This window comes from Gordonia insulae, assembly GCF_003855095.1.
Taxonomy (GTDB): Bacteria; Actinomycetota; Actinomycetes; order Mycobacteriales; family Mycobacteriaceae; genus Gordonia; species Gordonia insulae.
The window spans coordinates 1,936,971-1,950,028 of the sequence record NZ_CP033972.1 but is presented as its reverse complement, the minus strand read 5'-3'; the positions used below and the strand labels follow the sequence as shown (position 1 = coordinate 1,950,028).

Here is a 13,058-nt window from a genome sequence, read left to right as displayed (position 1 = left end):
GCAGCGAATATGACAGACAGCGACCCGGCCGAGCAGGAGTTCCTCGGCACGTCAGCTGCCGAGTCCGCCGACGATTCCCCGACGGACGGTAGGTATGCGGCGATCTTCGCTGCCCTGGATCAGGCGGTGATCGTCGTCGACGCGGACGGCCGGGTCGAGTTGGCGAACCCCGTGGCGGTCAGCATGCTGGGCCTCGGTGAGGATGCCGTACCGGGCGCCCTCGTGCGTGATCTGGCCCTCGACTTCTCCGGCGCCGACGAGTCGCCGATCGACGAATGTCTGCGTGGTGGCGTCGCCGTCGAGGGCCGAATGGCGACGATGATCGCCCCGGCCGGCCGTCGATGGCTGTCGTGCAGCTGCCGGCCGCTCGATGACGGCGCAGACGGGGTCATGGTCTCGATCGTCGACATCACCGACAGCCACCAGGAGGCCTCCCGGTTGGAGTGGGAGGCGACGCGACTGGACTGGGAGGCCACTCACGACTTCCTGACCGGCCTCCTCAATCGCGCGGGGATCGTCCGCGCCATCGAGACGTTCTCGGGACGCCTCACGTCACCCGGGGATTCCGTGGTCGTCCACTACCTCGACCTGGACAGTTTCAAGATCATCAACGACTCGCTCGGGCACACGGTCGGTGACGAGGTGCTCAAGGAGGTCGGCCGCCGACTGCAGCGCACCCTGGGTGACGATGCGGCGATCGGTCGCATCGGTGGGGACGAGTTCGTCGTCGTCCGGCTCGTCGACAACGACCCCGCGGCCCGTCTCGACGGCGAGGTATCGCGCATCCATCGCACAGTGAACGACCCGATCGAGGTCGACGACCACAGCGTGCGGGTCAGTGTCAGCATCGGTATCGCCGTGGTCCGTGCCGGCACCGATCACCCGAGCGCCACCGACCTGCTGCGGGACGCCCATATCGCGCTGTTCCAGGCCAGGACCACCTCCCGCGGCCGGCGTTATGTGCGGTTCCGGCCCGAGTACCGACTCGATCTGCAGCGGCGACAGCGGATCGAGCACGAACTCCGGGAGACGCTGACGGCCGAGCCCCGGCAGCTGTACTTCGACTATCACCCGATCATCGACATCAACAACGGTCACCGGGCGGTCGGGCTGGAGGCGCTCGTGCGGTGGCGACACCCCGAACTCGGACTCGTATCTCCCAGTGAGTTCCTCTCCATCGCCGACCGGAGCGAACTCATCGAACTCCTCGGCGGTCACGTCCTCGACACCACCGTCCGGGAGTTCACCGGACACGAGGGAACCGCGGGTCTCTCACTGTCGCTGAACTTCTCCCGCCGAGAGCTGGCCAACCCGCACTTCCTGCCGCAGCTCGAGATGACGCTGGGAGAGAACGACCTCCCGCCGGGCCGTCTGTGCATCGAGATCACCGAGCGGGTGCTGGCGGCCGACGACAACGCCGGGGTGTTGGCGACCCTCGCCGCTGTGCGTGCCATGGGCTGCCAGGTCGCCATCGACGACTTCGGCACGGGCGCTTCGACATTGAGCGAGTTCTATCGGCTGCCGATCAGCATCATCAAGACCGCGAAGGCGTTCGTCGATGCCCTCGACGACGGCGACCGCGCGGAGATGATGCTCTCCGGCATCGTCGCCACCTCACACGCCATGGGTGTGCAGGTCATCGCCGAGGGCGTCGAGACCTCGCGGCAGGCGGCAGCGATCGAGCGGGTCGGATGCGACTTCGCGCAGGGCTACTTCTACGCCTATCCGCAGCGGCTGGCGAACATCGGCTGAGCCGGCCGATCAGCTCGGGGTGCCCAGCACCCGCCGTGCGAAGCCGTCGAGGTGGGTCTGCAACGTCTCGATCCGCTGGTCGCGGATGGCCTCCGGGTGATCGCCCCCGAAGATGCTGGACGGACGCACCCGGACATTGGCCGAGCACTCGAAGTTCGCGCAGACGAGGGTTCCGACGGTGTTGCCCTTGCGGCCCGCCGGCCCCGCCAGCCGTGCGCTGTAGAACGCGACGTCGTTGGGCAACTGGACGTCCTGGCAGAACGAGCACTGTGGCCGGGTCCGGGGCTGTCGCCCACCGAGGCGCAGCATGATGCCCGACGGCGCGTCGTCGACCGGGATCACCATGTACCCGACCATGGCCAGCTTGGGGTCTCGCCAACCGAGGAAATCGATTTCCGCCCAGTCGAGTTCGGCGAATCCCGGTGGCAGGGTGACGGAGTTGCGTTCGCGCAGAGAGGCGTTGACGAAGGACTTACGGATCTGCGATTCGGTGAGGGCGCGCATGTGTATCGGGCTTCCCGGTGTGGTGGGTGGATGTGTCGATGATGGGGACATGGCTCGACCGACGCGGGCCATCCGAGGCGGATGACGATCGCGTCGATCGGGGCGGTGTCGCTAGTTGCCGGCGTGCACGACGCCGACGACCTCCCCACGCCCCGCGGGCGACGACATGGATTGATACACGGTGTGCATGCTGCCCTCGCCGAGGCCGATGGTCAACCGGATAAGCGGCGACACGCGACCATGACCTGCGTCACCCGATTGGCCACGACTTCGTCCGGTCGCGTACCGTGGAGTTCAATTGATGCACCGAGAAGGTGCTGTCAACGCGTCGTAGAACGCATCTTCGACAGGCCAGCCGCCTGCTCTTTGACTTCATACGGCGAACGAATACGCACAGATGCGTCTTCGCCATCGACACCTCGCAGGGCCGATCAATGCTGCTGTGGCGTGTCCACTAGAGAAAGACACGGACCTTGTCCACTACCTTTGCTTCTCTCGGCGTGCCCGCCGAACTCGTGAAAGTTCTTGCCGCCGAAGGCAAGACCGAGCCCTTCCGCATCCAGGCCGAAACCCTGAAGGACACCCTCGCCGGTGATGACGTGATCGGTTCCGGCAAGACCGGCTCCGGTAAGACCCTGGCCTTCGCGATCCCGATGGTCGCAGGCCTCGCCGAGCTCGACATCAAGCGCCGTCCCGGCGCACCGACCGGCCTGATCCTCGCGCCGACGCGTGAGCTGGCGACCCAGATCGCCGCCGTCGTCACGCCGCTCGCCCGTGCGATGAACCTGACCGTGACCACCGTCTTCGGCGGTGTCAGCCAGAAGCGCCAGGAAGACGCCTTCCGGCGTGGCGTCGACATCGTGGTCGCCTGCCCCGGACGCCTCGAGGACCTGATGCAGCAACGCATCGTCCGCCTCGACGACGTCGAGATCACCGTCCTCGACGAGGCCGACCACATGGCCGATCTCGGCTTCCTGCCCGGCGTCACCCGCATCCTCGCGGCCACCCCGCGCGACGGCCAGCGGATGATGTTCACCGCCACCCTCGACAACGGCGTCGACAAGGTCGCCAAGCGCTTCCTCGACAATCCGAAGGTGCACTCCACCGAGGAGACGTCGGCGCCCGTCGAGATGACCCACCACGTCTTCGAGGTCACTGCGGCCGACAAGAACGCGCTCGTCCGCGAACTGGCCTCGGGCCAGGGACGGCGCATCCTGTTCATGCGCACCAAGCACCAGGCCAAGAAGCTGGCCAAGAAGCTCACCGACGAGGGCATCCCCGCCGTCGACCTGCACGGCAACCTCAGTCAGGCCCAGCGGGACCGGAACCTCAAGGCCTTCGGTGGCGAGGGAGTCAACGTGCTGGTGGCCACCGACGTCGCGGCCCGCGGCGTCCACGTGGATGGCGTCGAGCTGGTGGTGCACGTCGACCCGCCGGCCGAGCACAAGGCCTACCTGCACCGTTCGGGCCGTACGGCGCGCGCGGGCAGCAGTGGCGACGTGGTGACCGTGTGCCTGCCCGATCAGCGTCGCGATCTCGCGGTCCTGCTGCGCAGGGCGAGCATCAAGGTCGCCCCGACCCGCGTGGACGCGAAGTCCGCAGAGGTCGACACCCTGGTCGGCCCCCGCGCCGAGTTCGTCGCACCGGTCGAGAAGCCGGTCCAGCGACAGGCGCCCAAGTCCTCCAACGGCCAGCGTCGCGGCCGCCCCGCCGGGCGCGGTGGTCAGTCCGCGAACGACCGGACCGGTGCCGGACATTCGGGTCAGCGTCGTCGCGGGACGGGCCGCTCGGCCACCGCGCAGGCGCAGCCGCACACCGGCGAGTCGTCGCAGGGTCGTCGTCCGGCGAACCAGCAGCGGCGTCGGGCCACCCGGGCCGGCGCGCCGGCCGGTGCCCGCTGACGATCGCGTCGCACGCGACCCACTGAACTGACCGAACCCACCCTCGCTGTGCGAGGGTGGGTTCCGTCGTGTGTGCGGACATCGCGCCCGTTGTGCCGACCTGGCAGGTCGTGACCCTAGGCGACCCCGACGGCGCGTAGACCGGCGGCGACTCCCGCCGCCAGGATCACGACGACCACCAGGGGTGCGCGACGCAGCGCGGCGATCACGCCGACAACGACGCCGGCCGGGCAGGCCCATCCGATGAAGTCGTGCCCGACGAACAGGGCCCCGGTGGCGGCCACCGCGACCAACAGGACGATCGCGGCACGATCGAGCAGTGCCGCGGTCTGCCGGCTCACCTCGAATCGGCTGCGCAGTGCCGGTCCGGCCAGTCGGATGAGGTACGTGCCGACGGCCAGCACGGCGACACCTGCGAGCAGCCCGGTGCCACTCATCGCGCACCGCGGGAGACGAGGTCGGTCGCACCGTCGTTCGGGATGGGGTCCGCCGACGGCGCGCGACGGCGACGCACCACCTCGACGACGACCAGGCCGACGAGGCTCACCAGGATCGGGAGTCCGGCCGGGAGGAACGGCGTGGCCGACACGGCGATCGCGCCGCCGACGACCGCGGCGGCCAGTGTCCGACGATCGCGGAGGGCCGGTAGGGCGAGTGCGGCGAGCAGGGCCGGGAACGCGGCATCGAGTCCGAGTGACTCCGGGCTCGCGACGACGTCGCCGATCGCCGCGCCGAGTACCGACCCGAGCGGCCAGCTGATCAGAATCCCTGCGCCACAGAGGAAGAACACCGCGCGGGCACGCCGCGAGTCGCTCTCGGAGGCCGCGACGACCGCGGTCTCGTCGTTGATGAAGTGCGCGCCGATCGCGAGCGGGAGTCCACCTCCGAGGTGTCTGCCGACGGAGAGCCCGTAGCCGAAGTTGCGGGTGTTCACGAGCAGGCCGGCGAGCGCGGCGAGCAGCGGAGCGCCACCGGCCGCGATGATCCCGACGAATACGAACTCCGACGAACCTGCGAGGACCACCGTCGCGATGGCGACAATCTGCCACCACACCAGCCCCGCGGAGTGCGCGGCCACACCGTATGAAGCGCCGATGACCAGCACGGACGCGCTCATGACCAGCACAGCGCGCACCGCCGACCCATCAAGTGTTCTCCAGAACGAACGCATGTCCACTATGATGGACACTGAAGACGGTGTTCGTCAAGAAGGACGATCGTCCGGTACATCGAACGGGGGTGGTTTCGTGAGCGCCTCGGCGTTCAATCCGAATCAGGTGGTGGCCGCGTCGCTCAAACGCGAACGCACGCGCGCCGGTCTGTCCATCGGCGAGCTCGCGCGCCGCGCGGGAGTGGGCAAATCGACTCTCTCACAACTGGAGTCGGGCGACGGCAATCCCAGCGTGGAAACACTGTGGGCGCTGTCCACTGCCCTGGGTGTGCAATTCTCCGCGCTGCTCGATGCCCCGGCGCAACCCGTTGAGGTGATCCGATTCGGCGACGGCCCGGTCATCCCGGCGGGAGCGGCAGACTATTCGGCCACCCTGCTCTCGACGGCCCGCCCGGGGACGCGGCGCGACATGTACCTGATCCGGGCCGAACCGGGCGATCCGCGAATCGCGGCACCGCATTCGCGTGGGGTCGTCGAGCATGTGGTGATCACGTCCGGACGGGCGAGACTCGGACCGACCGGCGCCGAGGTCCAACTCGGACCCGGCGATTACATCTCCTACGCGGGCGACGTGGAACACGTGTTCGCGGCACTCGAGCGCGGCACGGTGGCGGTGTTGATCAGCGAGTCGAGCTGATCACGGCGGCGTGAAACGACCGCACAATCCGGCGGCGAGCCATGGCTTCGGACCCCAGGCGAACGCGCGGCCGGTGAGTACGGCCCAGGCCGGGGACACCCGGCCGTAGGCGGCCAGCAGCGCGACGACCGGGTCGACGCTGATGTGCACGTCGGCGCGACGCGGCTCCGCCGGATCGATCTCCAGCCGGCCGTCGGTGAACTCGTAGGTGAAGCGTTCGGTGCAGCCCCGCAATCGGATGTCGTAGGTCGCGGAGTGGCCTGCGCAGGCATCGTCGTCGATCCAGCCGGGCAGGATCGGGTGCCGGCCGCGCGCGATCAAGGGCGCAATCGCCGGGTCGATCGGCCAGGGGGCGCCGACCGCACCCGCGACGTCGTATCCGTGCACCACGAACTCGCCGATCAGGATGCCCAGCGCGGCGTCGGCCCGGACGCTCGTGTCGCCGTCGAAGTTCATCACCGGCACCCGGGCGCCGAAATGGCACACCTGGTCGAGTAGGCAGTCGAGGTCGTCGAGGAGCTTCTGGGTGAGCAGCGTGACGTCGCGGGTCGTCAGGTTGGCGATCTGTTTGGCGTTGAAATCGGGGAGGTCGATGGCGCGCGACGGCCACGAGCCCTCGCCTCTGGCAAGTTCTCGGTAGCGGGCGGGTGCACACGCGACGTGGCCCACACAGTCGGCGATGGTCCAGCCGGGCGTACCGCCGAGTCGGGTCTCCGCGTCGGCGACCGACCGCACCAATTCGACGAACCGACCGCCGGTCTCACGTGCGGTGTCGATGTAGTCAAACCGCGAGAACATGGTCCTCACCCGTCGCCACCCCCCCAGATGAACAGGGCCTCAGCATAACCACGGTTACACCCCATGGCAGGGTGTTCGTGACCCAACTGTTCCCTGATGTGGTGAGCTGTATTCAATTGTGAACAGCGACATTTCGCATCTGCCGAGGTCGGACCCACTGGGTCAACCGACCCAGGTGACCTCGCCGGTGTGGGTTCAGATCACCGGTTCGTCGCTCCGGGTGGTGGCCTCGCCGGCACGGACGATGACCACTCCGGCGACGATCAGCACGCCGCCCGCGAGCTGTACGACGGTGGGGAGCTCGTCGAGTGCCAGCCAGGCGAACACGACGGCGAACAGCACCTCGGACAATCCGACGAACGACATGACCCGTGAGCCCAGTCGACGCCCGGCGGCGATGCCGAGGGAGTAGGCGAGGGCGGCGGTGACGACACCGAGCAACACCAACGGAACCCACCACGACACCGTGAGTCCGGCCAGATCGACATCGACGGTGGCGACCCGCATCGGCAGAACCCCGATCAGGCCGGCGATCCCCAGTCCGGCCGCGCCGACCACCAGTCCGCCCGCGGCCAGTGTCAGCGGTGGGATGTCGACACGGTCGTCGGCGGAGATCACGAAGTAGGCGGCCGCGCCGACCATGGCGACGAGAGCCCACGCGACGCCGACGGCATTGATCCCGGCGCCGCCGACGTCGAGGACGAGGCCCAGTCCGGCGATCGCGACGACGGCGCCGATCACCGTGCCACGCCCAGGGCGTTGCCCGTGCCGGAGCCACATCCACGCGATCACCGCGACCGGCGCGGTGTACTCGATCAGCAATGCCACGCCCACCTGCAGATAGGTGACCGCGTAGAAGTACGCCAGCTGGCAGGTCGCGACCGCCAGGACGCCGTACCCGACGAGCACGGGCCACGCGCCACGCAGACGCCGCCATCGGCCGCGTGACGCGAGCAGCCCGGGGACGATGAGCACTGCGGCGCCGATGGCGATACGCACGGTGACGGTCGCTCCGGCGCTCCAGCCGGAGTCGATCATGGCGCGGGCCAGGACGCCGGACAGCGCGAACGATGCCGAGGAGGCCAACGCCAGCACGAGTCCGGTCGTGGTGGGGCGGGAGTCGGTGACGGGCACGGCCTAGGGGTTCCGCGCCGCGGTGATCGCGGCTCGCAGCGACTCCCGGCATTCCCTTCCGGCGGGCTCGGGTCCCAAGCCCAGGTAGAACGTGCCGGGTCGGCCGTCGTCGCCGGGGAAACCGGACACCGAGACGCTGTTGTCGTCGGACCCGCCGGCGCTCCCGACCGCCGGTCCCGGCGACAAGGACGCCGACGCCAACGGCACCGACAACACGGTCACACCGCGACGGGCCCCGGAGACGATGATGATCAGCTCGCTGGGGTGCAGGACCGTGACCGTCTGATGCTCCGAATCAGGATCGGTGGGATTGGCTCGACGGTGAAACAGCCTGCCCAACAACGTTGTCGACGGCGGGTTGACGCTGCGGGTCAGCCAGGCGGGCAGGGTTTCGGCCAGCGCGAGCTGATGGCGGACGGCATAGGCGTCGAGAGCCGCGCGCATGTCGGTGGGCAGGGCATCGATGTCGGTGGGGGCCGTACTGCGTTCGTACCGGGGAGCCATGGGGGTCAATCTACGGCGCACACCGACGATCGGGCGTCAGGTCCGGCCGCTGCGCCGTCAGCCCAGTCGGCTGAGCAACCGTCTGCGTGGCGGTGTCTCGTGGCCGGACAGCATCCCGCCCTCGAAGTCGGTGAGCAGCGCGGCGACCGTCTCCGCCGAGTCGGTCTTGTTGGTGCCGATGAACCCCGACGGCCCGCGTTTGATCCAGCCCGTCACATACATGCCGGGTATCGGCCCGTCGTGGTCGAGGACCCGTCCGGCGTCGTGGGGGATCACCCCGCGTGTGTCGTCGAAGGGCAGCCCGGGCACCGGGACCCCGCGATAGCCGATCGAGGTGAGCACGAGGCCGGCGTCGATCGTCTCGGTGACACCGGTCGGTTCGATGCCGTCCGTACCGCTGACCACGTTGTGCGCGACGACCACGCCGTCGGCGTGACCCCCAGGGTCGACGCTGATGGCCGACGGTGACCGGTGGAACACGAAGCGGATACGGCGTCCAGGTCGCGCGGGGCGTGCGGCGATCTCCGCGAGCAGGTCGAGTTTCGCGCTCGTCGTCGGGTCGATCACCGCGGTATCACCGCTGTCCGGCACGTCGGCAGGGTCGACGACGATGTTCGCGTTCGTGTCGAGGCCGATGAGTTCGGGCAGCGTGAACGCCGCGTGGACCGGCCCACGGCGACCCAGGACCACGACCTCCTCGATCGCCGAGGTACGCAGCGCGCGCAGGGCGTGCCGGGAGATCGTCGTATCGGTGAGTCCCTCCGGGTCCGCGGTGAGGATGCGGGCGACGTCGAGGGCCACGTTGCCGTTGCCGATGACGACGGCCCGTGACGAGGAGAGGTCGACCTGGAGGTTGTCGTGGTCGGGATGGTCGTTGTACCAGCCCACCAGCTCTGTCGCGCTCAATACTCCTGGCGCAGAGGCATTGTCGATCACGAGTCGACGGTCGGTCGGCGCGCCGCCCGCCCAGATGACGGCCTGATGACGGCCCCGGAGGTCGTCGAGGGTCAGATCCCGGCCGATCGTGGTGCCGAGCCGGATGTCGCACCGCGGGTTGCGCGCGATGTCGTCGAACAGGCGCATCACCGAGCGCGTCGCCAGGTGATCCGGCGCGACGCCGTAGCGGGCCAGGCCGAACGGACGGCGCAGCCGTTCGTACACCGTCACCGTCACCTGCGGATGACGCAGCAATTCGTCGGCGGCGTACATGGCCGACGGACCCGATCCCACGATGCCGACCGACAGCGGGCCGTCCACCGCGAGGCGACGAGGTTTGTCGATCGGAGCCAGGGGCAGCCGGCGGGCCGGATCGACCGGGAAGCTCGCCGCGCCGTCTCCGGTGGAATCGAACTGCGCGGCGTTGAGGTCGGCGAACGGAGCCTGATCGTCGGTCAGCCGATGTCCGGGGACGATGGCGCCCACCGGGCACGCGCTGACGCACGCGCCGCAGTCGACGCACGTCGACGGGTCGATGTAGAGCATCTCCGAGGTGCCGAAACCCGGCTCCTCGGGCGTGGGGTGGATGCAGTTGACCGGGCATGCGTAGACGCACGAGGCGTCGCCGCAACACGCCTGGGTGACAACGTGGGGCATGTCGGATCCGTCTGTGAGGGGAACTGCGTTGTGAGGGGGAGCGCGATCAGGCCGCGGTGTAGGTCGGCTCGCTGCGGAACCGCGACGGGCGACCGCCGATGCCCAGGATCTTCCAGAGCAGGCGTGAGACCGGGTTCATCAGGCCGCACTGCTCGCCCAGCATCCGAACATCACCGAAGACATTGCGCAGGAACCTCTTCGACTCGTCCGACCGCCAGAAGATGTCGCGCATCACCTCGTCGGGAACGTCGAACCGCTTCTGGAAGCTCTTCGGCGGCACGACGATCGCGCCGCACAGGATGCGCATGGTGAGAGGGAACATGAGCGAGAGCAGGAAGCGCTGGACACGGCCCTTGCGCGGGACCGTCTCCCGGAGGAGGTGATGCGCGAACGAGATGTGCCGCGCCTCTTCGGCCACGTGCAGCTGCATGACCGCCGCCATCGTGGGGTGCAGGGTGGCGCGGGTCCGGAGGAAGTCCTTCTGGATGTGATCGATCGGTTCCTCGCCGCCGAGTACCCCGAAGAAGAAGATGGTGGGGAACAGCGTCGACGCCAACGGCACGAACGGGGAGACGAGCCGGTAGCCGATCTTCGCGCCCGGCACGTCCATGCCGGTGCGGTTCACGAACTCCTGGAACATCAGGGTGTGGTTGCACTCCTCCTTGGATTCGTGCGTGGTGTAGCGGAACTCCTTGGCCCCGTTGGGCAGTTTGAAGCTGTACTGCATGAGCCCGCGGATCAGGATCGACTCGAACTGCAGGCCGACCTTCGCCACGTTCGCCTGGCGCCACATGCCGATCTCGATCTGCTTGTCGACGGGTTGCTGCTGGTACCACGGATGGCGGCCGACCGGGTCGACCTCCTTCGACAGAATCCACCGGTGGTCGCCGGGGACGATCGCCATCTCCGGCGAGTCCCAGTCGATGTCGATGTACGGGTCGAAGTTCCGATGGACCGACGCGGCCGACAGGTCGTCGAGGACCTGGGTGTAATCGTCGTCCGAACGCGACTTGTCGTGCTCGGGGACATAGGACTGTCCCACTTGATGCAGGGTGTTGGTCATGCCTGATGACCCTTCTCGTCGTCGGAGGTGATCCGGGCGATTCCGGGGCGGTCCACCGGCCTGACCGGGGACGCGTGCTGATGATCCGAACGTAATTGGACGCTCGATCATTTGTCAACACTCAATGTCACAATCCAGGATGGCACTGCGTGCCGGACCCTGTCGTCGCCGCGTGCGTCAGGATGGTCGGCATGGAGAAAATCCTCCTCGTGATCGTCGCGGTCCTCGGGATCGCCGCTGCCCATGTCCTCGGTCCACGCATCCGCATCGCGCCCCCGTTGCTGTTGGTGGTGGTCGGAGCGCTGGTCGGCATCCTGCCGTTCGTGCCCGACCTCGACATCGACCCGGAATGGATCCTGGTCGGCGTGCTCCCACCACTGCTCTATTCCGCCGCGGTCTCCATGCCGACGATGGACTTCCGCCGCGACTTCACCGCGATCAGCGCGCTGTCGGTCGTACTGGTGCTGGTCAGCGCCGTCATTCTGGGCGTGTTCTTCCACTGGGTGCTGCCCGACATCAGCCTCGCGACCGGGATCGCGCTCGGCGCGATCGTGTCGCCGACCGACGCCGTGGCGACCTCGATCGCCAAGAGGCTCGGCGTGCCGGGCCGGGTGATCGCGGTCCTCGAGGGGGAGAGCCTGCTCAACGACGCCACCGCGTTGGTCCTGTTGCGGGCCGCGGTCGCCGCAACGGCCGCGGGCATCTCCTTCGGCGTCGTCGCGCTGAGCTTCGTGTGGGCGGTGCTCGGCGCGGTCGTGGTCGGCGGCGTGATCGGGTGGTTCAATCTCTGGGTCCGACGACGCCTCTCCGACGCCACCGTCAACACGGCGATCTCGTTCACGGTGCCCTACCTGGCCTACCTGCCGGCAGAGGAGCTGGGGGCCTCCGGACTCGTCGCCGCGGTCACCGCCGGCCTCATCACGGGTGCCGGCGCGGTCAAGTACCTGTCACCGCAGCATCGACTCTCCGACACCCAGAACTGGCGCACGGTCGAGTTCCTCCTCGAGGGCGGCGTGTTCCTGCTCATGGGATTGGAACTGTCCGGTTTGATCGCCGCGGTACGTGACGAACACGGCGGGATCACCACCGCGGTGTGGATCGGCCTCGCGGCCCTGGCGATCACGCTCGTCGTCCGCTCGCTCTACGTCACGCCGATGATCTGGTGGCTCGACCGGATCGCTCGGCGGGGTACGGCGATTCGCCCGTACCTGCAGAACATGGATGCGAAGATCAGCGAGAAGGCGCAGAAGATCCCCGATCAGATACCGAGCGACGCCGCGGATGAGCGGCCCCCTCGCCGCCTGCGCCTACGTCCCCGGCCGGGCGGACAGCGTCGCGACGGCGACCGGCCGCAGATCACCACGGAGGCATTCGCGGCCAATCCCGCTGCCGTCCAGCACTATCGGACCCGGATCACCCGTCGGATCGCCGACATCGACTACTACACGGCGGCGCCCATGGGGCCCAAGGAGGGGACGATCGTCGTGTGGGCCGGGATGCGTGGTGTCGTCACCCTCGCCGCCGCCCAGACCCTGCCCGACGACACGCCGTCGCGGGCTCTGCTGGTGCTCATCGCCTTCGTGGTCGCGGCCGCGTCGCTCATCCTCCAGGGCGGCACCCTCGGCTGGGTCATCCGGCGGCTGCGTCTGGCCGACATCGCCGACGACCGTGCGGCAGAACATGATCGACTGCGCGCAGAGCTCAGTCGAACCGCGCAGGATGTGCTGTCCTCCTCCGACCTGGCCGCCCGGTATCCGTGGGTCCGTGAACGGATTCAACGGATGGAGGAGCAGGCCGAGGAAGACGGCAACGCCACCGGGATCGACCTCGCCTATCGCCAGGCTTTCGAGGAGGTCCGCCGGGCTACCATCGCCGCGCAGCGCGAGACCCTGCTCCGGATGCGCGACAACGGCACCTACCACTCCTCGCTGCTGACCCAGGAGCTCCAGCAGCTCGATGCGGAGGAGATCAGTCTCGATCTCCGGCTCGACGACGAGTGAC

General features: G+C 68.4%; 13 protein-coding genes. 4 read left to right on the top strand and 9 right to left on the bottom strand.

The genetic code is table 11. From position 1 onward, the window contains the following. The first annotated feature begins 9 nt into the window (after nucleotides 1–9). Nucleotides 10–1,752 (top strand): putative bifunctional diguanylate cyclase/phosphodiesterase, encoded by a 1,743-nt coding sequence (locus D7316_RS08815; RefSeq protein ID WP_164473754.1) that lies wholly within the window; start codon nucleotides 10–12, stop codon nucleotides 1,750–1,752. A gap of 9 nt (nucleotides 1,753–1,761) precedes the next feature. Here the strand turns inward: D7316_RS08815 and D7316_RS08810 are convergent, their stop codons facing one another. Together D7316_RS08810 and D7316_RS27625 are read right to left on the bottom strand one after the other, a co-directional pair. Next, complete coding sequence (locus D7316_RS08810; protein ID WP_124707950.1) at nucleotides 1,762–2,256, bottom strand: FBP domain-containing protein; 495 nt, start codon at nucleotides 2,254–2,256, stop codon at nucleotides 1,762–1,764. A gap of 111 nt (nucleotides 2,257–2,367) precedes the next feature. Beyond that, nucleotides 2,368–2,490: a hypothetical protein gene (locus D7316_RS27625; protein WP_269462493.1), complete on the bottom strand. Its 123-nt coding sequence runs from the start codon at nucleotides 2,488–2,490 to the stop codon at nucleotides 2,368–2,370. Between the two features lie 239 nt (nucleotides 2,491–2,729). Here D7316_RS27625 and D7316_RS08805 point away from each other — a divergent pair, with 239 nt between their 5' ends. Next, a complete protein-coding gene (locus D7316_RS08805) occupies nucleotides 2,730–4,157 on the top strand; it encodes a DEAD/DEAH box helicase (RefSeq protein WP_124707949.1) in 1,428 nt (475 codons plus the stop codon). 116 nt (nucleotides 4,158–4,273) lie between these two features. On the opposite strand, the gene D7316_RS08800 is transcribed toward D7316_RS08805, so the two are convergent. Together D7316_RS08800 and D7316_RS08795 are read right to left on the bottom strand one after the other, a co-directional pair. Then, nucleotides 4,274–4,594, bottom strand: coding sequence for an AzlD domain-containing protein (locus tag D7316_RS08800; protein ID WP_124707948.1), 321 nt, complete (start codon nucleotides 4,592–4,594; stop codon nucleotides 4,274–4,276). Beyond that, nucleotides 4,591–5,328, bottom strand: coding sequence for an AzlC family ABC transporter permease (locus tag D7316_RS08795; protein ID WP_124707947.1), 738 nt, complete (start codon nucleotides 5,326–5,328; stop codon nucleotides 4,591–4,593). Before D7316_RS08795 ends, D7316_RS08800 begins: the two co-directional genes overlap by 4 nt. A gap of 10 nt (nucleotides 5,329–5,338) precedes the next feature. Here D7316_RS08795 and D7316_RS08790 point away from each other — a divergent pair, with 10 nt between their 5' ends. Then, complete coding sequence (locus D7316_RS08790) at nucleotides 5,339–5,965, top strand: helix-turn-helix domain-containing protein (RefSeq protein WP_124711212.1); 627 nt, start codon at nucleotides 5,339–5,341, stop codon at nucleotides 5,963–5,965. Here the strand turns inward: D7316_RS08790 and D7316_RS08785 are convergent, their stop codons facing one another. The 5 genes from D7316_RS08785 to D7316_RS08765 all read right to left on the bottom strand — a co-directional run bounded on the left by D7316_RS08785 (nucleotide 5,966) and on the right by D7316_RS08765 (nucleotide 11,057). Continuing rightward, a complete protein-coding gene (locus D7316_RS08785; RefSeq protein WP_124707946.1) occupies nucleotides 5,966–6,772 on the bottom strand; it encodes a maleylpyruvate isomerase N-terminal domain-containing protein in 807 nt (268 codons plus the stop codon). A 186-nt stretch (nucleotides 6,773–6,958) separates the two neighbouring features. Further along, nucleotides 6,959–7,897: an EamA family transporter gene (locus tag D7316_RS08780; RefSeq protein WP_232016832.1), complete on the bottom strand. Its 939-nt coding sequence runs from the start codon at nucleotides 7,895–7,897 to the stop codon at nucleotides 6,959–6,961. Between the two features lie 3 nt (nucleotides 7,898–7,900). Continuing rightward, nucleotides 7,901–8,401 (bottom strand): hypothetical protein, encoded by a 501-nt coding sequence (locus D7316_RS08775; RefSeq protein WP_124707945.1) that lies wholly within the window; start codon nucleotides 8,399–8,401, stop codon nucleotides 7,901–7,903. Between the two features lie 57 nt (nucleotides 8,402–8,458). Further along, complete coding sequence (locus tag D7316_RS08770; protein WP_124707944.1) at nucleotides 8,459–9,994, bottom strand: 4Fe-4S binding protein; 1,536 nt, start codon at nucleotides 9,992–9,994, stop codon at nucleotides 8,459–8,461. Nucleotides 9,995–10,040: 46 nt separating this feature from the next. Next, nucleotides 10,041–11,057 carry an AurF N-oxygenase family protein gene (locus D7316_RS08765; protein WP_124707943.1) on the bottom strand — a complete coding sequence of 339 codons (1,017 nt, stop codon included), beginning with the start codon at nucleotides 11,055–11,057 and terminating at the stop codon, nucleotides 10,041–10,043. Nucleotides 11,058–11,248: 191 nt separating this feature from the next. Between D7316_RS08765 and D7316_RS08760 the strand changes: the two genes are divergently transcribed. Then, complete coding sequence (locus tag D7316_RS08760) at nucleotides 11,249–13,057, top strand: cation:proton antiporter (RefSeq protein ID WP_124707942.1); 1,809 nt, start codon at nucleotides 11,249–11,251, stop codon at nucleotides 13,055–13,057. Nucleotide 13,058 lies beyond the last annotated feature (1 nt).